Genomic DNA, 20,941 nt, shown 5'->3' on the forward strand with positions numbered 1-20,941 from the left:
ATACGATCTATTACCGTACGCCAGTCCGACCCGCGGCATCACTCCGGCAGGTACTTGTCGCACCAGGCCTCGGCGACCACGCCGTCGGCGACCAGCGCGTCGATCTCGTCTTCCCCTAGCCCGATCTCGCGGAGGATCTCCCGGCTCTGGGCGCCGGGTTTGGGCGCGGGGCCGGGCATGCGGATCCGGGCCTCCCGAGGGCGGATCGCGTTGGGTGCGACGAGGTCGACCCAGCGGCCGCTGGGGTGGCGGTCGTGGCGGACGAAGGCGAAGGTCGGTCCGGCGAGGTCCGGCTCGCCGGCGCTCTCGCGGGTCAGGTGCGCCTGGCAGACGGCGTGCATCTTGTCGAGCCGCTGGGCGCCGAAGTCGGCGGCCAGCAGGAGCGCCAGCCAGTCGGCCATGGGGCGTGTCACGAAGAGCTGCTCCAAGCGTGCCTCGAGCGGGGCGCCCGAAAGTCCGGCCGTGCCCTCAAGCCCTTCGAGCGCGGCCAGGTCGGCCCCGCGGTCTTGGCGGGCGGCGAGAAAGAACCAGCCGTCCGCCGCCCTGTAGGCGCGATAGAGCGGGCCCCAGCCCTTGACTGCCCGGCCGCTCGGCTCGTCGAAGGGGCCGCGGCCGGCGAAGTCGACCATGAAGGGCGCCTGGATCAGCTGCCCCGCCGCGCAGAGCGAGGCGCGGGCGACGTCGCCGCGTCCTTCGCGCGCCCGCTTGAGGAGCGCCGCGCCGATGGCGAGCACGCCGCAGAAGCCGCCCAGGACGTCGATGGTGCCGAAGTGGGCGTGCTCTTCGGGCGTCTCCAGCGCGCCGCCGAAGCGCGCCATCACCCCGGTCGAGGCCTGCGCCAGGTCGTCGTAGCCGGGGAAGTCGCTGCGCGGCCCGCGGGCCGGTCCGCCGTAGCAGTCGAGCTGGCACAGGATCAGCCCGGGGTGGTCGGCCGCGAGGCGCGCGGGATCGAGGCCGATGCCGGCGAGCTGCCGGTCGGTCGCGTTCACCGTCACCACCTCGGCCCAGGCGAGCAGGCGGTCTAGCGCGCCGCGGGTGCGCTCGGACTTCAGGTCCATCAGCAGGCTGCGCTTGCCGCGGCCGGCCTGCATGCCGAAGACGATGGCGTTCCAGGGATCCATGGTGGGCGTGACCGGGCCGACGGCGATCACCTCGGCGCCGAAGCGGGCGAGGGTCGCCGCGATGGTCGGCCCGGCGATGACGTTGGTGAGATCCAGAACCTTGAGCCCGTCGAGCCAGCCGCCGCCGGCGTCGCCGGCCGCTGGCACCGGTTTCGGCGGTGCCTCGACCGCCGCCGGCTCGGCCTCGCGGCGCGGCGCCTTGTCGAGCGCCGCTTCGGCGTCGCCGGCCAGCCAGGCGAGGTTGCCGAGCTGGCGCATCGCGCCGAAGTCCGGGTCCTCGACCCGGAGCACGAGGCCGGAGGCGAGCGCGTGCTCCGAGGCGAGCCACTCCCGGGTCGTCCGCTGGGCCGCCGCGGGCGCGCCGGCCTCGCCTAGAATGCGCTCCCACTCGAAGGCGGGCTTGGCCAGGAAGGCTTCTTTCATGAGCGCGGAGATCCGCGCCGCCCAGGCGGGCGACAACGGGTAGTTGGCGAGCGTGCAGTCCGCCCCCTCGGGCCAGTCGGCCACGTCCAGATAGGGGTCGTGGCGGGGCAGGCCCTCGGCCAGCACCGTCTCCCAGAGGCCGAGGGCGCGCAGCACGCGCTCAGGGTGCGCGCGGTGCGAGGCGCTGACCACATAGATCCGCCGGCCGTCGGCGCAGGGGTAGTTGCGGTAGAAGGGGTCGAGCAGCTCCTGCAGCGCGTCGTAGCTGACGTCCATCGGCAGGCCGGCGGCCCGGCGGCGCTCGATCTCCTTCTCCCGGCCCGACTTGTAGCGCTCGGGATAGTCCTCGACCCGCTGGGCGTTGTAGGCCAGGCCCTCCATCAGGGCGGCGGCCAGGGGAACCTCGATCGCGTCGCCCCGGCCGGTCTGGGCGCGCCTGGCGAGCGCCAGGGCGACCGCGCCGGCGCCCAGGACGGCGCCGTAGGCCGAGGCCAGCGGCAGGGGCGAGAAGCTGGGCTCGATGCCCATCAGCACCCGGTTCAGGCCCATGTCCGAGTACTGTCCGCAGGCCGCGGCGACGATCGCCTCCCAGGCGGGGATGGCGGCGCGCGCGCGGTCCTTCGACGAGAAGCCCGGGATCGAGAGGGTGACCAGGCCCGGGTTCTCCGCGCGCAGGGCGGTGGCGCCCAGGCCCAGGCGGTCCATCACGCCGGGGCGGAAGTTCTCGACCAGGACGTCTGCCGAGCGCGCCAGCCGGCGCGCCTCGGTCAATCCGGACCCGGACTTGAGGTCGAGCGCGATACGGACCTTGCCCCGGTTCAGCATCGCCGCTGCCGGCGCTTTCCAGCGCGGGCCGCCCGGCGGGTCGACACGGATCACCTCGGCCCCGAGGTCGCCCAGCATCATCGAGGCGGCGGGACCGGCGACGTACTGGCCGAAGTCGAGAACCCGAATTCCGGAGAGTGGGCGTTTGCCTTCCAAGCCTTCAACTCCCCCGTGGAGCGAAGGAATTCGAACAGAAGTCCCGCGGCGTCCGTCCGTCTGGCGGCGACGCTTTCTGGCGCCCGCCGCTTACGAGAGGAAGCGGTCGAGGACGTTGCGCGTCACCCGTTCCACCGCCGGGTCGCGGCGCAGCAGGCCGGCCACCCACTCGGTGGTGCCGGCGTGGAACACCTCGCCGCGGCCCTTGGGGAAGTGGACGATCATACCGGAGCCGCGGTCCAATCGGGCCAGGGTCGAGGGCGAGGTTTCGCCACGAAGCGTTTCGGCGATGAAGCGCGCGTCCTCGTCGCCGACGAAGAGCGCTGCCGGGTCGCCACCCGTCTCGCGCAGGCGCGCCAGGCCGAGCGCCAGGATCGTGAGGCCGTCCGGCGCCTGGGCCTCGGGACTCGGTGCGGGCAGGCCGTCCTCGATCCGGTAGGGCAGGCCATCGACCTCGTAGCCGAAGATGCGCGCCGCCGCGCCCAGCATGTCGCCGTAGCCGAGACCGCTGCCTTCGAAGGTCCAGTGCTCGGGACGGTAGAGCGTGAAGCCGCCGGCGCCGCGCGGCGTCAGACCGCCCCAACCGGCATAGAGGCCGCGGGTCGCGTCCAGGCCGAAGGTCTTGCTGCCCGGCCGGCCGACCTCGGCGGCTTCCCAGCAGTTGGTCGTGAGGTGGGGCTCCGGTCCGCCGTAGGCCGGGTCTTCTTCGCGGGCCAGGTACTTGTGGCAGACCTGCCGCCGCCCCTCGTCCTCCAGCCGGATCTGCCAGAGGAAGTTCCCGGCGAAGCGCGCGACGCGGCCGCCGGGCTCGACGAAGGCGTCGACGGCGTCGCGCATCTCCCAGCTCCAGTACTCGTCGTGGCCGACGATGACCAGGCAGCGATAGCCTTCCAGGATCTCCGGGCGGAAATGCAGGTCCTGCTGGGTGGCGAGGTCGACCGCGTAGCCGGCGGCCTCCGCCCACTCGACGAAGTGCCGCTCGTAGCTGGCCCAGCCGGCTGAGGCGTACTTCTTGGAATGCCCGCTCGCCCAGGCCCATTCAATGTGGGGATAGGCGACCGGCGCCCCGAAGGCGGGCGGCGTCGCCGGCAGCGTTCGTGGCGCGTCCCCGGGCAGGGCGACGAAGCCCCTGGCGAAGGGCCGCTGGCTCGAGAGGTGGGGCGAGAAGCGGCTGCTCGCGGGATCGATCACGCCTTCGTAGTGGTTCGAGCCGCCCCAGTCGTTGTAGGCGCACCAGGTCGCGTCGGAGGTGATCAGCAGCAGGCGCTCCGTTCCCTGACCGGGCCGCGGCCGGACCACGAAGATGTGGTGGGCCGCCGCTTCGCGGCCGGCCGAATCGGCGGCCCGCGCCGTCACCCGGTAGGCGCCGGAGGGCCAGCTCGCGTCGATCGCGATCTCCGCCGTGGCCGGCCAGCGGCAGCCGGCGACGGAGGCCTCGTCCGGGGTGTCGTGCCACGACGCGGCGATTCTTCGCTCGAGCACCCGCCGGGGCGTCGCGCCTTCGCGCCGAATCTCGATCCGGGCCTCGGCTTCGCTCGCGCAGAGGTGCAGCGCCAGCGTCTCGCCCGGCGCGTAGGACAGGCGGTCCGTGTAGCACCAGATCTCGGGCAGGCCGTCGCCGCGCCCCGGGAACTCGTACCACTGGCGCTGGTGGACCGGCCGATCCGGGTCGCCTCGAACGACGAAGCAGGGGTTCTGCGGCAGGCGCATCTCGAGGAATCTCGCTCAGATTGGGCCTGCGACAGGCTAACACGGACCCGTGGCCCCGCGGTGGCCTGAGGGCGGAGGCTACCCTTGGCCTCGGCCCGAGGCGGTGCTATAGCGGCGGCGCGTTCAGGCACTTATATCCAGGTCCATGACAGAGCTCTCCAGGATCCGCAACTTCGCGATCATCGCCCATATCGACCACGGAAAGTCCACGCTGGCGGACAGGCTGATTCAGACCTGCGGCGGGCTCTCGGACCGGGAGATGAAGGAGCAGGTGCTCGACTCCATGGAGCTGGAGCGCGAGCGCGGCATCACCATCAAGGCGCAGACCGTGCGCCTGAATTACAAGGCGCCGGACGGGCAAGACTACGTCCTGAACCTGATCGACACCCCCGGCCACGTCGACTTCGCCTACGAGGTCAGCCGCAGCCTCTCGGCCTGCGAAGGTTCGCTGCTGCTGGTCGACGCCAGCCAGGGGGTCGAGGCCCAGACGCTGGCCAACGTCTATCAGGCGATCGACCACGACCACGAGATCGTCGTGGTGCTCAACAAGATCGACCTGCCGGCGGCCGAGCCGGAGCGGATCAAGGAGCAGATCGAGGAGGTGATCGGCCTGGACGCCAGCGAGGCCCTGCCGATCTCGGCCAAGACCGGCGAGGGCGTGCCGGCCGTGCTGGAAGCCCTGGTCGAACGCCTGCCGCCGCCAAAGGGCGACCCCGCGGCGCCGCTCAAGGCCTTGCTCGTCGACAGCTGGTACGACGCCTACCTCGGGGTGATCACCCTCGTCCGGGTGATCGACGGCCAGCTCAAGGTTGGCCAGAAGATGCGCATGATGGCGACCGGCGCGGTCCATCAGGTCGACCGGGTCGGCGTCTTCACGCCGAAGCGCACCGAGACCGGCACACTGGGCCCCGGCGAGATCGGCTACCTGACCGCCAGCATCAAGTCGGTCGCCGACTGCCAGATCGGCGACACCATCACCGAGGAGGGCCGGCGCGCGGCGGAGCCGCTGCCCGGTTTCCAGCCCAGCGTGCCGGTGGTGTTCTGCGGCCTCTTTCCGGCCGACGCCGCCGAGTACGAGAACCTGCGCGAGAGCCTGGCCAAGCTGGCGCTCAACGACTCGAGCTTCCTGTTCGAGCCCGAGACCTCGGCGGCGCTCGGCTTCGGCTTCCGCTGCGGCTTCCTGGGCCTGCTGCACCTGGAGATCGTCCAGGAGCGCCTGGAGCGGGAGTTCCAGCTCGACCTGATCACCACGGCGCCCAGCGTGGTCTACCACGTCCACCTGACCAGCGGCGAGACGATCGAGCTGCACAACCCGGCCGACATGCCCGACCCGGTCAAGATTGGAACCATCGACGAGCCCTGGATCAAGGCGACCATCCTGGTGCCCGACGACTATCTGGGCGCGGTCCTCAAGCTCTGCGAGGAGCGGCGCGGCGAGCAGCTCGACCTGACCTACGCCGGCAAGCGGGCCATGGTGATCTACCGCCTGCCGCTCAACGAGGTGGTGTTCGACTTCTATGACCGTCTCAAGTCGGTCTCGCGCGGCTACGCCAGCTTCGACTACCAGATCGACGAGTACCGCCAGGGCGACCTAGTCAAGGTCTCGATCCTGGTCAACGCCGAGCCGGTCGATTCGCTCTCGATGATCGTCCACCGCAGCCAGGCCGACCCGCGCGGCCGGGCGCTCTGCCAGCGTCTCAAGGACCTGATCCCGCGCCAGCTGTTCAAGATCGCGATCCAGGCGGCGATCGGCGGCAAGGTGATCGCCCGGGAGACGGTCAGCGCCATGCGCAAGGACGTGACCGCCAAGTGCTACGGCGGCGACGTCACCCGCAAGCGCAAGCTGCTGGAGAAGCAGAAGGCCGGCAAGAAGCGCATGCGCCAGTTCGGCAATGTCGAGATCCCCCAGTCCGCCTTCATCGCCGCGCTCAGGATGAGCGACGACTAGGAAGAGAATACGGCGAACCGCTTCAGCGGAACTCCTCGTCGCGCGATAGGGTCTTCTGCAGCCAGGGCAGCAGGGCGAGGGCGAGCCCGGGAATGCCGAAGGCGTAGAGCGCCGGCCAGAACAGCAGGGGGGAGAGCACATCGTCCCAGAGCGCGACCGAGACGTAGCGCTCGACCACGGCCTGGTAGAGGTTGAGACTGCCCGGGTGGAGCTTGAACCACAGCTCGCCCCAGGTCGACAGCTTGAAGCTCCCGGTCGAGAAGAACTGCGCCAGGTCGTAAGCGAGCGCCCCCACCGCAGGGATGATCAGCAGATAGCCGATCATGCTGAGCAGGAAGATCATCTGCGTCCTCGTCCTTTTCCTGCCAGGCCGCCGTCGCGGGCTCGGGCGGAGGATCGCCGCGCAATCTTAACGGACTATAGATTCTACACCGCTTTGGGCCGGTGCTAAACGGTCTTCGATCGAGCAGGGTGGCGAGTTTAGAACACCTTGTGCGCGCCGCGATCGACCGAGGCCTTCCCGGCGACCAGCGCCGCGTAGAAATCGAACAGAGTGGTGGCGCCGGTCGAGGGGGTCCGGGCGGCGTCATAGGCGCCGCTCTCGGGGTCGAGGACCAGCATGGACTCGGTCGCGTAGTAGCGGCCGATGCGGGCGAGCTCGGCCTTCTCCTTCAGGGGTGGAAACAGCGTGCCGAGGGCCGCGAGCGTCCACACGGCCACGTCGAGCAGCGCGACCGGCACCTCGGTAAAGCGGGGCTCCTGGCCGGCGAGCGCGAAGAGTCGCTCGCCCTGCTCCCGGGGCGTAATCGCGGGCCCGGGCCCGCCGATCGGCAGGACCCGGTTGCGCAGCGCCGGATCGTCGAGGCAGTCGGCCAGATAGCTGCCCAGGTCCGCGTCGCTGATCGGCTTGCAGGCGGTCAGGCGCCCGTCCCCGAAGAGCAGGTAGGACTTGCCGCGCCTGACCCGCTCGAGCTGGCCGGAGAGCGACTTGAAGAAGGCCGTGGGCCGGACGATGGAGTAGGCGAGACCGGACGCCATGAGCTCTTCCTCGAAGGCGAGCTTGGCCCTTTGGAAGGCGAGCCGGGGCTTCTGAACGCAGATCGCCGATAACAGGACGAAGTGTTCGACGCCGGCGGCGGCCGCCGCCGCCAGGGCGTTCGCGTGGGCTTCGTAGTCGACTGCCCAGGCGTCCTTCGGCGCGCCGGTCCGCGAGGCCATGCAGGAAACGACGGCCTGGACCGCGTCGCCGCCGAAGCCGTCGCGGGCCAGCGAGGCCGGGTCGGTCGGGTCGCCGAAGCGCAGCTCCGCGCCGCCGAGGGCGGGATCGACCGCCGCGCCCTTCGGCCGGGGGCGGAGGAAACAAACGACCTCGTGGCCGCGGGCCATCAGGGCCTGTACCGTCGCCTTGCCGATCGTCCCCGTCCCGCCCAGCACCAGGACGCGGCGCGGGTTGGGGGACCGCGCGTCTCTTGCCCGCCGGTTCATGACGACCTCTTATGCCGAAGCCGTCTTGCGGGCTCAACGCCGGACGGTGTCCGAGCCGCGCGGTCGGTCACACGGCCGCGGCGTGGCGCGCCTGCCGATGGGAGAGGTAGGCGTCGAACGCCGAGGCGACCACGCGCACCAGCGGCGTGCCCGCTTCGGTCACGCTGATCCGTCCGCCGTCGCGGACCACCAGACCGTCCTCGACCAAGTCCGCCAGCTCGGCCTCGCTTTCGGCGTACCAATCCTGGGGCGCGCCGAAACGATCCGCCGCCACGTCCAGGTCCACGGCGCCCCGGCACATCAGTGCTTCGATCACGTAGGCGCGCAGACCGTCTTCCCCGGTCAGCGCCAGGCCCTTGCCGACCGGCAGCACGCCGGCCTCCACCGCCCGGGCCCAGGCGCCGGTCTCCGTGATGTTCTGGACGAAGCCGGACGGTGTCCGCCCGATCGAGCTCGCGCCGATCCCCAGCAGCGTGTCGGCGCCGTCGGTCGTGTAGCCCTGGAAGTTGCGCCGGAGCGTTCCCGCCGCGGCCGCGGTGGCCAGCGGGTCGCTCGGCAGCGCGAAGTGGTCCAGGCCGATGGCAACATAGCCGGCCTCGGTCAGGGCCTTCGCGGCTGCTTCGGCCTGGGCCAGGCGCGCCGCCGCGCCCGGCAGCGCCGCCTCGTCGATCAGGCGCTGCTTCTTGGCCATCCAGGGGACATGGGCGTAGCCGAAGAGCGCGAGCCGGTCCGGGCGCATCTCCACGCAGAGACGGATGGTGTCGAGCAGGGTCTCGACGGTCTGGTGCGGCAGGCCGTAGATCAGGTCGAAGTTGATCGCCGAGACCCCGGCCTCGCGCAGGCGCTCGACGCAGTTCGACACCATGGCCGGCGGCTGCAGGCGGTTGATCGCGGCCTGCACCTTGGCGTCGAACTCCTGCACCCCGATGCTGGCGCGGTTGAAGCCGAGCCGTCCGAGCCGCGCGATCATTGCGCTGGTCAGCGTCCGCGGATCGCTCTCGATGGCGCGCTCGGCGCCGGGCGTCATGTCGAAATGGGAGTCGACCGCCGCCATGGCCCGCTCGAGGTCGTCCGGCGTCAATGCGGTCGGCGTGCCGCCGCCCCAGTGCAGGTGCGAGACGGTCATGCGGCCCGGCAGATGCCCGGCCACAAGGCCGATCTCGTCGGTCAGCGTCGCGGCGTACTGCGCCACCGGCGCGTCGCGCGACGCAAGCTTCATGTTGCAGCCGCAGTACCAGCAGACCCGGCGGCAGAACGGAACGTGCAGATAGAGCGAGACCGACTGGGCGGGGTCGAGCGCCTCGAGCCAGCCGGCATAGTCCCGGGCGCCCACCGCCTCGCTGAAATGGGGGGCGGTCGGGTAGCTGGTGTAGCGCGGGACCTTGCGAACCGCGTGTTTCTTCAGCTTGGCGTCCATGGTCTCTCTCGACTCGTCGGCAGGTGGATCTCGAAACGGCAGGCGCCGCCGGTGCCGCCGCAGGCGGCGTGGACGACGGCGGCGCCCGGAGCGGTCAGCCGGTCGAACAGGCGCGCGAAGACCGCACGGTGCCAGACGCAGCCCGGCATCCGCAAGGGATTGTCCGCGATCGAGATGGCGTAGGTCGGCCGGGCCGCGGTCTCGCAGCGTCCCGAGCCGGCAAAGGTCCAGGCGTTGCGCTCGATCGCGCGCAGCAGGAGCCTGGCGCCGAGCGCTCGCGGCGCCAGGCGGAGCGCCAGGCGGGCGGCGGCCGGGATCCGGTTGGCAATGACGTAGTCCGCGGTGCGGCGCCCGGCCTCGACCGCGACGCGCCGCGCGGACTCGGCCGGCAGGACCTGCCAGAGCGCCCGGAACAGCGCCGCCGGCACGGCCTCGTCGACCATCTCGTCCGGCGCCGCGTCGAGCAGTTCCAGGTAGCCCGCCCGGGTGAAGACCATCTCCGCCTCCGTGCGCCCCCGCGCCGTGAGCGCCGCGCCGAGCTGGATCACGGCGTTGGGGCCGACCCGTCCGCGCGTCGCGGCCGGTGCCGCCGCGGCGGGGCCTGCGCCTTCGCCTCCCAAGACCCTAGTCCCCGGCGACCGGGGCGGCGCGGTTCTCCGGCAGCTGCTGGTCGCCGCCGCCGCAGGCTCTGACCTCGGCCGCGACCGGGGCGGCCAGGTTCTCCGGCAGCTGCTGGTCGCCGCCGCCGCAGGCCCTGACCTCGGCCGCCCCGCGCCGGGCCTTGGCGCGGGCCGCACGGTCCGCCGCCGCCTCCCAGTCCTCCATCTGCGCCGGCGCGATCTTGCGCGTCCGGTCGAAATGGAAATCGACTTTCGACTTCGACTGGGGCCCCCAATAGTTGACCTTGCCGAGGTCGTAGAACTTCCGCTGGAAGCCGGCCTTGAGAAAAGCTTTCAGGCAGCCCAGCAGATAGCGCCGGCGGAAGCCGGTGCCGCGCCAGGGATAGTGGAACAGCGCCTTGCGACTGTAGAACCGGCGGTAGTTGTGCATGACCCGGTCGAGCAGCGTCGCGCGGTCCATCGCTGCCGGCGCCATGATCGGCGTGACGAAGTTGTATTTCGAGAAGTCGAAGACCTCGACCTTCTCCTTCAGCTCCTGGAACAGCGAGGTGAAGGGCCAGGGCGTGTACATGGCCCAGTTGGCGAGGTCCGGCTGCCATTCCCAGGCCATCTGGAAGGTCTCTTCCAGGGTCTCCGGCGTCTCGTTGTCGAGGCCGACGATGAACTGCGCCTCGACGAAGATGTCGGCCTCCCTGAGCAGCCGGATCGCTTCCCTGTTGTCGGCGACCCGCGTCTCCTTGTTGAACTGGTCGAGCTTCAGCTGGGCCGCCGCCTCGGTGCCGAGCGAGACGTGCACCAGGCCGGCCTTGCGGTAGAGCGGCAGCAGGGCCTTGTCGCGCATGATGTCCGTGACCCGCGTATTGATGCCCCACTTCACCTTGTCGGGCAGGTCGCGGGCGATCAGCTCCTCGCAGAACTGGATGAACTTCTTGCGGTTAATCGTCGGTTCCTCGTCGGCCAGGATGAAGAAGCCGATGCCGTAGTCGTTCACGAGGCGCTCGATCTCGTCGACCACCTTGACCGGGTTGCGCACCCGGTAGTCGCGCCAGAACTTCCACTGGGAACAGAACGAGCAGGTGAAGGGACAGCCTCGCGCCATGTTGGGGATGGCGACCCGCGCGCCGAGCGGCACGTAGATGTACTTCTCCCACTCCAGGATCGACCAGTCCGGGTTGATCGCGTCGAGCTCCTTGACCGTCGGCGCCGCCTGGGTGGCGACGATCTGCTCGCCTTCGCGGAATGCCAGACCCTTGATTTTCTCCCGGTCCTGCGGCCAGCGGCCTTCGTCGATGGTGCGGATCAGCGCGCGGAAGATCTCCTCGCCCTCGCCTCTGACGATGACGTCGATCCAGGGCGCCTCCGACAGGACCTGCTTGTACATGAAGGTCGCGTGGATGCCGCCCAGCACGCGGACCGCGCCCGGGCAGACGTCGCGCGCGATGGCCAGCACGTCCTCGGCCTTGTAGATCGACGGCGTGATCGCGGTCGTCCCGACGACGTCCGGCTGCAGCGCCGCCAGGCGGTCGCGCAGCTCGTCGTCGCCGACGTTGTTGGTCATCGCGTCGATGAAGTGGACGTCGTCGAACCCGGCGTCGCGAAGGTGGCCGGCGAGATAGGCGGCCCAGGCGGGCGGCCAGTTGCCGGCGATCTCGGCGCCGCCGGAATGGTAGTTCGGGTGAACGAGCACGATGCGCATGAGCGGCTCTCCTTGTGTCAAGTAAATTTGACACAAAAGCCGTCCAATGTCTTTGACATAAATCAAATTGTGCGCGGCGACGCCGGGTCCGAACGCCGGCGTCCTGCCCCAACGTCACCCTTCGACAAGCTCAGGGTGAGGGCAAGGTGTTTCAAGCAGTCTCCCTCATCCGCGCGTAGCGCCGGGCCTACGCCCCCTTGTCGAAGGATGACCGCGATCAAGTACTCAAAAGTTGCTCAGCCCCCCAGCTAGGCGGACAGCCGCGCGACGCCCGGTTCCTGGACCCAGCCCCGGTACCAGGCCTTGAACAGCTGCAGCTGCCGGGCCGCGTAGTTCGCCTGGCTCGCGGAGAGCGCGTCGCTCTCGTTGAAGTGCAGCGCGTAGGCGGCATCGCCCTCCAGGACCATGAGGTGCTTGTAGTAGAGCACCAGGTCCGGGCCCTCGTCGAAGGACGACAGCACGGCCAGCGCGCTGTCCAGCTCGCGCGCCCGCGTGCGCGCCTCGGCGTCGCCGGCGGCCGCCTGCTCGCACAGCGAGACCAGGTGCAGGATCTCGCGCGGCAGCACGTTACCGATCCCGGTGATCGCCCCGGTTGCCCCGCAGTTGACGTAGCCGTGGAACACCTGGGTGTCGACCCCGACCAGGAGCGAGACGTCGTCGTCCCGGCTGGTGATGTGCTCGGCCGCGTAGCGCAGCGACTCGGCCCCGCCGAACTCCTTGAAGCCGATCAGGTTCGGGTGGTCGCGCCGGAGCTCGAAGAAGAGCTCGGCCCGGGTCTCGAAGCCGTAGTAGGGGCTGTTGTAGATCACCGCCGGCAGCGCGGGGGCCGCGCCCAGGACGCCGGCGAAGTGGGCCCGCTGGGCGCTGGGCGCGGTGCCCCGCGACAGCACGCGGGGAATGACCATCAGCCCCTTGGCGCCGACCCGCTCGGCGTGGGCGGCGTGGGCGGCGGCCCGCGCCGGGTTCTGCGCCCCGGTGCCGACGATCACCGGCAGACCGGCCGCGACCAGGCGCTCGACGCCCTCCTGGCGCTCTTCATCGGTCAAGAGCGGCCAGTCGCCCATGGAGCCGCAGTAGACCAGCGAGGACATGCCGGTCCCGATCAGTTCCTGGCCCTTGCGGACCAGGGCCTCGAAGTCCGGCGTCCGGTCCGCCCCGCAGGGCGTCATCAGCGCGGGGATGCAGCCGGTGAATACGGTGGAATCCATCTCGTCCTTCCTCCCACGGTCGGATGTCCCGCGGCCGCAGGATAACCCAGTCCGCCGGCCGCGTCTCGCCGCATGGGTGGGCCGGCACCGGATCGGGCAAGAAACGGCGCCGTTGCGCGGCCGCGCCGCCTGGGCTAGGTTTCGCGCCGCCCGCGGAGGGGTGGCCGAGTGGCTTAAGGCGCACGCCTGGAACGCGTGTGGGCGGGAAACCGTCTCGTGGGTTCGAATCCCACCCCCTCCGCCATCCTGCTTCGCGCGCCGCGCTTCGCAGGATTGGCTGCGAGCCCAGAAGCGAAGCAGGATGCCCTTCGAAGCTTTAGCGAAGAAGGGCTTTTTCCCGCGCACTCTGTCGCATCGCGCGCCGCGCTTTGCAGGATTTGCTGCGAACCCAGAAGCGAAGCAGGATGCCCTTCGAAGCTTTAGCGAAGAAGGGCTCTCTCCAAGCACTTCTGACCGCCCACCGCCACGCGCCCCCCGTCACTCTTTCGGCGGCGGACCGAGCAGCACCGCGACCGGGCGCGTGGCATTGCTGGTCTCCAGGCCCGCCTTGACCGCCATGGTAAGAGGAACGCTGAGCAACATGCCGAGCGGACCCAGCAGCCAGCCCCAGAAGATCAGCGACAGGACGACGACCAGCGGGGAGATGCCGAGGCCCTGGCCGAGGAACCGCGGCTCGATGACGTTGGAGACGCCGACGTTGATGACGATGTAGCCGACGGCCGTCACGGCGGCGATCCCGGGCCCGAGCAGGATGAAGGCCAGGATGACCCCCGGGACCGCGGCGACGATCGAGCCGATCGCCGGCACGAAGTTCAGGAAGAAGGCGAGCAGGCCCATGAAGAGCGCGTTGTCGATCTCCAGGAGCCAGAGCCAGCCCACGACCAGCGCGCCGGTCAACAGGCTCATCAAGGTCTTCAGGGTGACGTAGCGGCGCACGTCCTCGAAGTTGCGGTCGAGCGCCTCGATGCCCTTCTCGGAGATGCCGGGGATCGCGCGGATCTTCAGGTGCAGGCCGCTCGCCTCGACCAGCATGAAGGCGACCACGATGAAGATTAGGATCGCCTGCCCCAGCGTCGAGCTGAGGGCCCGGGCCAGCGTGCCGGCGTAGCGCATGGCGAAGTTCGGGTCGAGGTTCTCCGCGACGAACTCCTCCGGCGGGCTGATGCCGACGGACGCGAGCCATCTCCAAAGGGCGTCGAGCTGTGCCCGGAGCCCCGCCTCGTAGGCGGGCAGGGCGGCGGCGAACTGGTCCAGCGACGCGCGCAGGATGGTGACGGCGAGAATACAGAGCACCGCCAGTGCGGCGAACATCACGGTGAGCGCGATGGCGTCGTGGATGCCTTTCTGCTTCATGTAGGCGAAGGGCGGCCCCAGGACTATTCCCAGGAAGACGGCCAGCAGGAAAGGCACGACCAGCGTGGCGGCGGCCTTGATTCCCGCGAAGACGACGATGAGGCAAGCGGTGATAATGAGAGCCCGGGTCATGGCACATCCTGTTCCGCGAAAGCCGGCCCTCAATATCACAGTTCGGGCCGGATTGACCCCTCAGATGGATCGCGTCGGTGTTCACCCATGAAGCGGCAGCGTGGCCGTCTCGTGCAGCGGTTCCCGCGATTTCATCAGACCCGGATCTGATCTAGGCTATTCGAACGATCCACACGGCTTCGCGGGAACTCTCATCGATGGAAGAAACGAAGATAACGGCCAAGCTGCCCAGCCTGGACGTCGAGATTACGCGGCGCGAGCTGCCGGAGCAGAACGCCGAGACGATCACGCTCCGCATGACCGCTGTCCCGTCATTCGACGCCGTCTTCGGCAGTTTGACGAAGCCGGGAAACCTGCCGCTGCTGCCCTTCGACCCCGACTCGCCGATCAACCCCTGGCCGATGAACCCCTGGCCGATGAACCCCTGGCTGTTGAATCCCTGGCTGGGCGGCTGGTCGGCACCCATGGCCGCGTGGAGCCGGTGGGCCGAGATTGCCTGGGCACCTTGGCTAGAGGCGATGTCGCCCCTGGTGACGCTTACGCACCAAGACGAGAACGAAAGCCCTCAAGAGTAGCTCTACGGCACCTTGTTCAGGCGGTCCGGCCTCCGGACGCACTGGCGCGGAGCGCGTGTAGCGCGATCATCTTCTCTTCGTTGGTCGGCACCACGCGCACCTCGACGCGGCTTTCCGGCAGGGAGATGACCGGGGCGTTCTTCTCGTTGGCCTCCTCGTCGAGCGCGATGCCCAGCCAATCCAGCCCGCGGCAGACCTCGCGGCGCACGGCCCGGTCGTTCTCGCCGATGCCCGCCGTGAAGACGAGCCCGTCGATCCCCTCGAGGGCGGCGGCCAGGGCCGCGACCTCGCGCCGGATCCGGTAGGTGAAGTACTGGACCGCTTCGGCCGCCTCGGTCGCGCCGCTCGCGCCCAACTCGCGCAGGTCGTTGCTGATGCCGGACAGCCCCTTGAGGCCCGACTCCTTGTAGAGCAGGTCGGAGACTTCCGCCGCCGTCATGCCGAGACCGTCGATCAGGTGCAGCAGCGCGCCGGGATCGAGCTGGCCGCAACGGGTCCCCATGGGAAGGCCGTCGAGCGCGGTGAAGCCCATGGTGCTGTCGACGCTGCGGCCCGCCTTGATCGCGCAGCAGCTCGCGCCGTTGCCCAGGTGGGCCACGACGACGCGGCCTTCGGCCAGCGCAGGCGCGCTCCGGCCCAGCTCCCGGGCAATGTACTCGTAGGAAAGGCCGTGGAAGCCGTAGCGGCGGACCCCCTTGGCATAGAGATCGCGCGGCAGGGCGAAGGTGTCGGCGACCCAGGGATGTCCGCGATGGAACGCGGTGTCGAAGCAGGCGACCTGCAGGACGCCGGGATAGGCCAGCGCCATCGCCTCGATGGCCTTGAGGTTGTGCGGCTGGTGCAAGGGGGCGAGAGGAATCAGGGCCTCCAAGGCCTCCATCACGTTGGCGTCGACCACCACGGGTTCCTGATGCTCGGTTCCGCCGTGCACGACGCGGTGGCCGACCACGTCGATGTCTCGGTCCCCGAGATAGTTGCTGCCCCAGTCGCTGACCCGCTGAATCGCGGCGCGGTGTCCGCCGCCGGATTCATAGGTGCTGTCGACGAGCTTTTCCCCGTGGACATCCCGCGCCGTGAAATGCGGCTTCGTTCCGATGCCCTCGACCAGTCCGCGGACCTGCAGCTCGGGATCGCCCTCGGCGCCGGCTTCGAACAGCGAGAACTTCAGGCTGGAGGAGCCCGCGTTGATAACGAGAACGAGATCACCCATGGGAGCCCCCTCTGGCGTCATTCACGAAGAGTTCTTCAATCGGTGCCATCACCCCATCACGTGGTAGCCGCCGTCGATGTAGATCGTGTTGCCGGTGATCAGATGAGCGGCGGGCGTCGACAGGGCGGCGGTGGCGATGCCGACGTCCCTGATGCTGACCAGCTGCTGGGCGGGCGCGCGGCTCTGCGCGCTCGAAAGCAGGTCCTCGAACGCGCTGATCCCCGAGGCGGCGCGCGTCTTGATCGGGCCGGGCGAAATGGCATGAACGCGGATCTTCTTCGGCCCGAGCTCGTGGGCGAGATAGCGCACCGCGCACTCCAGCGCCGCTTTCACCGGCCCCATCACGTTGTAGTTCGTGATCACCTTCTCCGCGCCGTAGTAGCTCATGGCGAAGAGCGTGCCGCCCTCGGGCATCAACGGCTCGGCGAGGCGGGCCATGCGCACGAAAGAGTGGCAGGAGATGTCCATGGCGCGAGCGAAGCCCGGTCCCGAGGTGTCGACCAGACGGCCGTGCAGGTCCTCCTTCGGGGCGAAGGCGATCGAATGCAGGGCAAAGTCGATGCTGCCCCACTGCTCCTCCATGGCCGCGAAGAGGGCCTCCATCTGGCCCTCCTGCTCGACGTTGCAGGGCATGAAGATCGGCGACTCGAGCTCCTCGGCGATCGGCTGGACGTGAGGCTTGGCCTTGTCGTTCAGGTAGGTCAGCGCGACCTCGGCGCCGAGGAAGCGGAAAGCCGCCGCGCAGCCGTAGGCGATCGATTGCCGGTTCGCGACCCCCAGCACGACGCCCTTCTTGCCCTCGAGCATACGTGCCTGAGGATCGAAGGTGATGATGTCCGGATCATTGCTCATCCGCGCGCCCTCCTGCCATTGACCGCCTTGAGATACCTGGAAATACGAGTGTTACATGAGATTCATGTGACAGAGCGACACTTTTTTGCTGCAGCGCACAAAAAACATCGGGTACGGTCCTATGATGCGTTCTTAGGGAGGGTCGATATGGCATCAGGTCTCGAAGGGTCTTGGTTGAAATCCCTGCGGCCGCGGGCGGCAATGATGCCGACCGTTTTGCTGCGGACGCCGGCGGAGGTGACATGATCACGCCGTCCGACGTTTCCTGGCTGGCGGAGGGCTTCGAGCGCGGCGAAGGCGACTCCGAGGGCGGCGTCACGGTGCGTTCGGAGGTCTCGCGCCTCATGACGGCGCTCGATTTCGCGGCCCGCGCCCACGCCAACCAGCGGCGCAAGGGGGCGGCCCAGGAGCCCTACGTGAACCACCTGATCGAGGTCGGAAACCTGATCGCCGCGGCGACCGGCGGCGAGGACACCGACCTCGTGATCGGCGGCCTGCTGCACGATACCCTCGAGGACACCAAGGTCACCTTCGAGCAGCTGTCGCGCCGCTTCGGCGACCGGATCGCCGGCTGGGTCGCCGAGAACACGGACGACATGAGCCTCCCCAAGGAGGAGCGCAAGCGCCGGCGCCTGGAGCTCGCGCGGGCCAAGTCGCCCGGCGCCAAGACGATCAAGCTGGCCGACATGATCTCCAATCTGCGTGCCACCGCGCTGTCGCCCCCGGCGGGCTGGCCGGCCGAGTGGTGCCTCGGGTACATCAAGTCCTGCCGTGAGATGCACGAGGCGCTGGCGGGGGCCAACGCACAGTTGGACCGGCTGTTCGCCGATGAGGCCGACCGCGCCGAGGCGAGCGTGAAGCAGCACTTCGCGCGGCTCTCCGACGGCGGGAGCGTCGCTTTCCAGCTTGACGCCACCGCCGGGCAGCGGGTGCACCTGATCTATCTCGCGAATACCGAGATCGACCGAACGCCGCTGGACCGGGACCGCCTCGCGGCGGTCATGGAGACGAGCTTTCCCAGTTTTGTCATGCAGGAGGCGGAGGGCGTCTTCGAGGGTGTCCGGCGGCCGGTGCTGACCATGCGCGTCCGCACGGACTCGACCGACGCGATCGTCGCCATGGCGCAGCGTCTCTGCGTCGAGTTCGATCAGCGCTTCGTCGGCATAGAGACCGAGGGCCGCTATCTCCGGGTCTACGCGGACGACACCGGCTAGGCTCGAGAAAGTTGCTGACCCGCGCGCGCAGGGGGAAAGATCCCGTCGTTCCTGCCACGGCCGCCGGATGAGGAAAGGTTGCGCCTTGCATCCTGCGCCCTGACGCCGCTCTATTGCGGCTAGAGGATCGGGAGGAGAGGTAGATGAAGAAACCCATCACGGTCGAGGAGGCGGTGTCCGGCATCCCCGACGGCGCGTCGCTCATGATCGGCGGCTTCATGGGCGTGGGCACGCCGCCCCGCTTGATGGAGACCCTGGTCGAACAGAACAAGAAGGGCCTAACGGTGATCGCCAACGACACCGCGCGGCCCGGCCACGGCATCGGCAAGCTGATCGACGCCGGCTGCGTCGCCAAGGTGATCACCTCGCACATCGGGACCAATCCGGTCACCCAGGAGAAGATGATCTCCGGCGAGATCGAGGTCGATCTGGTGCCTCAGGGTACGCTGGCGGAACGCATGCGGGCCGCGGGCTACGGCCTCGGCGGCGTCCTGACGCCCACCGGGCTCGGCACCGAGGCGGCGAAGGGCAGGCAGACCCTCGAGCTCGACGGTAAGAGCTACCTGGTCGAGCGGCCGCTCGCCGCGGACTACGCGCTGGTCCGCGCCCACCGCGCGGACTACAACGGCAATCTCGACTTCACGCTGACCGCCAGGAACTTCAACCCGATCATGTGCATGGCGGCCGAGACCGTGATCGTCGAGCCGGACATGTTCGTGCCGCTCGGCGTGATCCCGCCGGACGGCGTCGTGGTGCCGGGCATCCTGGTCGACTACCTGATTTCGCGGGGGGCATGATGGACGGCAAGGAAATCATCGTCAGGCGGGTCGCGCAGGAACTGCGCGACGGCATGCTGGTCAACCTAGGCATCGGGCTGCCGACCCAGGTCACCAACCACGTGCCCGAGGGCATCACGGTCTACTTCCAGTCGGAGAACGGCCTGATCGGCATGGGGGCCCGGCCGCCCGAGGGCATGGAGGACCCGAACCTGACCGACGCCGGCGGCGCCTTCATCACCGCGCTGCCCGGCGCCGTCGCGTTCGACAGCGCCATGTCCTTCGGCCTGATCCGCGGCGGCCATCTCGACATGACGGTGCTCGGCGGGCTCGAGGTCGATCAGTCGGGCCGCCTCGCAAACTGGGTGATCCCGGGCAAGATGGTGCCCGGCATGGGCGGCGCCATGGACCTGGTCTCCGGCGCCAAGCGGGTCATCGTCGCGATGATCCACAGCCACAAGGGGCGCGCCAAGATCGTCCGGGAATGCTCTCTGCCGCTGACATCGGTCCGGCCGGTCAGCCTGATCGTGACGGACATGGCCGTGATCGAGCCGAGCGACGAAGGCCTCGTGCTGATGGAACGAGGCCCGGGCGTCACGGTCGACGAGATTCGCGCGGTCACGGACGCGGAACTGATCGTGCCGGGCGAGGTGCCCGAGATGGCTCTGGCCGGCTAGAACGGCCGGCGCCTGCCTCAGCTGCCGGAGCCGGCCGGCACGGTGGCGGTCTGCTGGGCCGGTGTCAGTTCCAGCCAGCGCTCGATCGTGGAGATCTGATCGCGGGACATCAGCGCCGGCGCATGGCCGACGTCGGGTACCGCGGTCACGGTGGCCTTGGGGCCGCGTTGACCCATCTCGGCCGCGGTCTCGGCGGAGACCAGCGCGCTCTCCATGCCGCGAATCAGAAAGGTTGGGCAGCTGACCGCGTCCCACAGCTCCCAGAGGTCGATGTCGCCGGCGGCCACTTCGACGAACTTCCGGCGGATCGCGGGATCGTAGTTGAGCCGCAGACCCTCGCCGGTCTCGCGCACGCTGTGCAGCGCCAGATGGCGCCACTGCGCGGCGGTCAGCGGCCCGAAGGGCGCGTGAATGTTGCGCAGATGCCGCTCGGCCTCGTCGAGATCGGCGAAGACGATGTCGAGGGAAAGATAGCTCTGGATCTGCTTCAGCGCAGGCTCGGGGATGAAGGGGCCGACGTCGTTCAGGACGAGGCGCCGGATCGGTGCGTTCTCCGCGGCGGCCAGGACCATGCCGATGAGCCCGCCCATGGAGGTGCCGATCCAGTCGATGGCCGGGAGCTCCAACAACTCCATGAACTGCCTGAGCTGGCCGGCGTAGTTCGGCAAGGCATAGCCTTCCGGGTCGCCGAGCCAGGTGCTGGCCCCGCGGCCGACCACGTCGACCGCGTAGACCCGCGCGCCTCGCTCCGCCAGCGCGGCGGCCAGGAAGTCGAAATCGCGGGCATTGCGCGTGAGGCCGTGAACGCAGACGACGACATGTTCGGCCTGGGGACGACCCCACTCGGTATAGGCCAGTTCGAGACCGGCGTACGGCCCCTCGAGAGAGAGTTTCTTGGTTTGCACCTGGGACCCCCCGTGCAAGCGATCGATATCCGCCCCTGTCTTACTCGGCGGGCCCGAAGGTGCCAAGGTGCATCCCGAGACCGAAGCGCTCCGCTCTAGGCGCGGGACACATCGATCGTCGCCATGACCAGGCTGGGATCGTCCGGATCCCGGCGGACCTGGAATCCGAGCTTCTCGGCGAGCGCCCGCATGGCATGGTTGTCGGCCAGGATCGAGCCCCAGACGGTCTTGAATCCCCTCTCCGGCGCCACCTCGAGCAGGGTCTTCAAGAGCGCCGTGCCGAGACCCTGTCCCTTGAGGTCGGAGCGGAGCGACACGGCGAACTCCGCCGAGTCGCTCGCCGGCGCGCCCATCAGGCGGCCGCCGCCCATGATCTCGCCCGGCTCGTCATCCGCCTCGAGGACGAAGCAGAGCTCGTGGTCCTCGTCGATCGTGCAGAAACGCTGGGCGGTCTCGTCGGTCAGTTGGGGCACCGGCACGAAGAGCCTGGCGCGCTTGTCACGCACGTCGAGACGCGCATAGGCGCGCTGCAGCGCCGCCGCGTCGTCGGGTTGTATCGGCCGAAGCCGCATGCGGCGGCCGCTTCGCGTCGTGAACTTTCTTTCTGCCGTCATTGATCCCTCGCGGAGCGTCTTCGA

18 protein-coding genes and 1 tRNA gene are annotated in these 20,941 nt (G+C 69.3%); 6 read left to right on the forward strand and 13 right to left on the reverse strand.

Going from position 1 to position 20,941, the window contains the following annotated elements; all coding sequences use genetic code 11:
• Window positions 1-38: 38 nt before the first annotated feature.
• Window positions 39-2,525: a CoA transferase gene (locus QNJ67_04925; GenBank protein ID MDJ0608299.1), complete on the reverse strand. Its 2,487-nt coding sequence runs from the start codon at window positions 2,523-2,525 to the stop codon at window positions 39-41.
• Window positions 2,526-2,615: 90 nt separating this feature from the next.
• Complete coding sequence (locus QNJ67_04930) at window positions 2,616-4,235, reverse strand: hypothetical protein (protein ID MDJ0608300.1); 1,620 nt, start codon at window positions 4,233-4,235, stop codon at window positions 2,616-2,618.
• Between the two features lie 145 nt (window positions 4,236-4,380).
• On the opposite strand from QNJ67_04930, the gene lepA reads away from it, so the two are divergent.
• Window positions 4,381-6,183 carry a translation elongation factor 4 gene (gene lepA / locus QNJ67_04935; GenBank protein ID MDJ0608301.1) on the forward strand — a complete coding sequence of 601 codons (1,803 nt, stop codon included), beginning with the start codon at window positions 4,381-4,383 and terminating at the stop codon, window positions 6,181-6,183.
• Between the two features lie 22 nt (window positions 6,184-6,205).
• Here the strand turns inward: lepA and QNJ67_04940 are convergent, their stop codons facing one another.
• The 6 genes from QNJ67_04940 to QNJ67_04965 form a co-directional block, all read right to left on the reverse strand.
• Window positions 6,206-6,526, reverse strand: coding sequence for a hypothetical protein (locus tag QNJ67_04940; protein ID MDJ0608302.1), 321 nt, complete (start codon window positions 6,524-6,526; stop codon window positions 6,206-6,208).
• 137 nt (window positions 6,527-6,663) lie between these two features.
• Complete coding sequence (locus tag QNJ67_04945) at window positions 6,664-7,668, reverse strand: NAD(P)H-binding protein (GenBank protein MDJ0608303.1); 1,005 nt, start codon at window positions 7,666-7,668, stop codon at window positions 6,664-6,666.
• 67 nt (window positions 7,669-7,735) lie between these two features.
• Window positions 7,736-9,085 carry an oxygen-independent coproporphyrinogen III oxidase gene (hemN, locus tag QNJ67_04950; protein MDJ0608304.1) on the reverse strand — a complete coding sequence of 450 codons (1,350 nt, stop codon included), beginning with the start codon at window positions 9,083-9,085 and terminating at the stop codon, window positions 7,736-7,738.
• The gene (bchJ, locus tag QNJ67_04955) at window positions 9,070-9,705 is read right to left on the reverse strand and encodes a bacteriochlorophyll 4-vinyl reductase (protein MDJ0608305.1); all 636 of its coding nucleotides are present in this window, start codon (window positions 9,703-9,705) and stop codon (window positions 9,070-9,072) included. Before bchJ ends, hemN begins: the two co-directional genes overlap by 16 nt.
• A gap of 4 nt (window positions 9,706-9,709) precedes the next feature.
• Entirely contained in the window at window positions 9,710-11,401 is a 1,692-nt protein-coding gene (bchE, locus tag QNJ67_04960; GenBank protein ID MDJ0608306.1) for a magnesium-protoporphyrin IX monomethyl ester anaerobic oxidative cyclase, read from the reverse strand.
• Window positions 11,402-11,649: 248 nt separating this feature from the next.
• Entirely contained in the window at window positions 11,650-12,609 is a 960-nt protein-coding gene (locus QNJ67_04965; protein ID MDJ0608307.1) for a dihydrodipicolinate synthase family protein, read from the reverse strand.
• 154 nt (window positions 12,610-12,763) lie between these two features.
• Between QNJ67_04965 and QNJ67_04970 the strand changes: the two genes are divergently transcribed.
• Window positions 12,764-12,853: transfer RNA gene (locus QNJ67_04970), tRNA-Ser, on the forward strand.
• Between the two features lie 233 nt (window positions 12,854-13,086).
• Here QNJ67_04970 and QNJ67_04975 read toward each other — a convergent pair.
• Window positions 13,087-14,094 (reverse strand): AI-2E family transporter, encoded by a 1,008-nt coding sequence (locus QNJ67_04975; protein ID MDJ0608308.1) that lies wholly within the window; start codon window positions 14,092-14,094, stop codon window positions 13,087-13,089.
• 197 nt (window positions 14,095-14,291) lie between these two features.
• On the opposite strand from QNJ67_04975, the gene QNJ67_04980 reads away from it, so the two are divergent.
• Complete coding sequence (locus QNJ67_04980) at window positions 14,292-14,669, forward strand: hypothetical protein (GenBank protein ID MDJ0608309.1); 378 nt, start codon at window positions 14,292-14,294, stop codon at window positions 14,667-14,669.
• 16 nt (window positions 14,670-14,685) lie between these two features.
• On the opposite strand, the gene QNJ67_04985 is transcribed toward QNJ67_04980, so the two are convergent.
• Window positions 14,686-15,879 carry an acetate/propionate family kinase gene (locus tag QNJ67_04985; GenBank protein ID MDJ0608310.1) on the reverse strand — a complete coding sequence of 398 codons (1,194 nt, stop codon included), beginning with the start codon at window positions 15,877-15,879 and terminating at the stop codon, window positions 14,686-14,688.
• A gap of 48 nt (window positions 15,880-15,927) precedes the next feature.
• Window positions 15,928-16,731, reverse strand: coding sequence for an enoyl-ACP reductase FabI (gene fabI / locus QNJ67_04990; GenBank protein MDJ0608311.1), 804 nt, complete (start codon window positions 16,729-16,731; stop codon window positions 15,928-15,930).
• A gap of 242 nt (window positions 16,732-16,973) precedes the next feature.
• On the opposite strand from fabI, the gene QNJ67_04995 reads away from it, so the two are divergent.
• From QNJ67_04995 to QNJ67_05005, 3 genes are all read left to right on the forward strand, one after another.
• A complete protein-coding gene (locus QNJ67_04995) occupies window positions 16,974-17,945 on the forward strand; it encodes an HD domain-containing protein (protein ID MDJ0608312.1) in 972 nt (323 codons plus the stop codon).
• 143 nt (window positions 17,946-18,088) lie between these two features.
• On the forward strand, window positions 18,089-18,742 hold the full coding sequence (locus tag QNJ67_05000) for a 3-oxoacid CoA-transferase subunit A (GenBank protein MDJ0608313.1): 654 nt from the start codon (window positions 18,089-18,091) through the stop codon (window positions 18,740-18,742).
• A complete protein-coding gene (locus QNJ67_05005) occupies window positions 18,742-19,398 on the forward strand; it encodes a 3-oxoacid CoA-transferase subunit B (protein ID MDJ0608314.1) in 657 nt (218 codons plus the stop codon). Before QNJ67_05000 ends, QNJ67_05005 begins: the two co-directional genes overlap by 1 nt.
• Window positions 19,399-19,415: 17 nt before the next feature.
• Here QNJ67_05005 and QNJ67_05010 read toward each other — a convergent pair whose 3' ends face one another.
• Complete coding sequence (locus QNJ67_05010) at window positions 19,416-20,303, reverse strand: alpha/beta hydrolase (GenBank protein MDJ0608315.1); 888 nt, start codon at window positions 20,301-20,303, stop codon at window positions 19,416-19,418.
• Window positions 20,304-20,398: 95 nt separating this feature from the next.
• The gene (locus tag QNJ67_05015) at window positions 20,399-20,917 is read right to left on the reverse strand and encodes a GNAT family N-acetyltransferase (GenBank protein ID MDJ0608316.1); all 519 of its coding nucleotides are present in this window, start codon (window positions 20,915-20,917) and stop codon (window positions 20,399-20,401) included.
• Window positions 20,918-20,941 lie beyond the last annotated feature (24 nt).

This window comes from Kiloniellales bacterium (assembly GCA_030064845.1).
Taxonomy (GTDB): Bacteria; Pseudomonadota; Alphaproteobacteria; order Kiloniellales; family JAKSDN01; genus JASJEC01.

Coding starts and splice junctions, on each gene's coding strand:
- QNJ67_04930 (MDJ0608300.1), bottom strand. CDS start 4,235: ATGCGCCTGCCGCAGAACCCCTGCTTCGTCGTTCGAGGCGACCCGGAT.
- lepA (MDJ0608301.1), top strand. CDS start 4,381: ATGACAGAGCTCTCCAGGATCCGCAACTTCGCGATCATCGCCCATATC.
- QNJ67_04940 (MDJ0608302.1), bottom strand. CDS start 6,526: ATGATCTTCCTGCTCAGCATGATCGGCTATCTGCTGATCATCCCTGCG.
- QNJ67_04945 (MDJ0608303.1), bottom strand. CDS start 7,668: ATGAACCGGCGGGCAAGAGACGCGCGGTCCCCCAACCCGCGCCGCGTC.
- hemN (MDJ0608304.1), bottom strand. CDS start 9,085: ATGGACGCCAAGCTGAAGAAACACGCGGTTCGCAAGGTCCCGCGCTAC.
- bchE (MDJ0608306.1), bottom strand. CDS start 11,401: ATGCGCATCGTGCTCGTTCACCCGAACTACCATTCCGGCGGCGCCGAG.
- QNJ67_04965 (MDJ0608307.1), bottom strand. CDS start 12,609: ATGGATTCCACCGTATTCACCGGCTGCATCCCCGCGCTGATGACGCCC.
- QNJ67_04975 (MDJ0608308.1), bottom strand. CDS start 14,094: ATGACCCGGGCTCTCATTATCACCGCTTGCCTCATCGTCGTCTTCGCG.
- QNJ67_04980 (MDJ0608309.1), top strand. CDS start 14,292: ATGGAAGAAACGAAGATAACGGCCAAGCTGCCCAGCCTGGACGTCGAG.
- QNJ67_04985 (MDJ0608310.1), bottom strand. CDS start 15,879: ATGGGTGATCTCGTTCTCGTTATCAACGCGGGCTCCTCCAGCCTGAAG.
- fabI (MDJ0608311.1), bottom strand. CDS start 16,731: ATGAGCAATGATCCGGACATCATCACCTTCGATCCTCAGGCACGTATG.
- QNJ67_04995 (MDJ0608312.1), top strand. CDS start 16,974: ATGATCACGCCGTCCGACGTTTCCTGGCTGGCGGAGGGCTTCGAGCGC.
- QNJ67_05000 (MDJ0608313.1), top strand. CDS start 18,089: ATGAAGAAACCCATCACGGTCGAGGAGGCGGTGTCCGGCATCCCCGAC.
- QNJ67_05005 (MDJ0608314.1), top strand. CDS start 18,742: ATGGACGGCAAGGAAATCATCGTCAGGCGGGTCGCGCAGGAACTGCGC.
- QNJ67_05015 (MDJ0608316.1), bottom strand. CDS start 20,917: ATGACGGCAGAAAGAAAGTTCACGACGCGAAGCGGCCGCCGCATGCGG.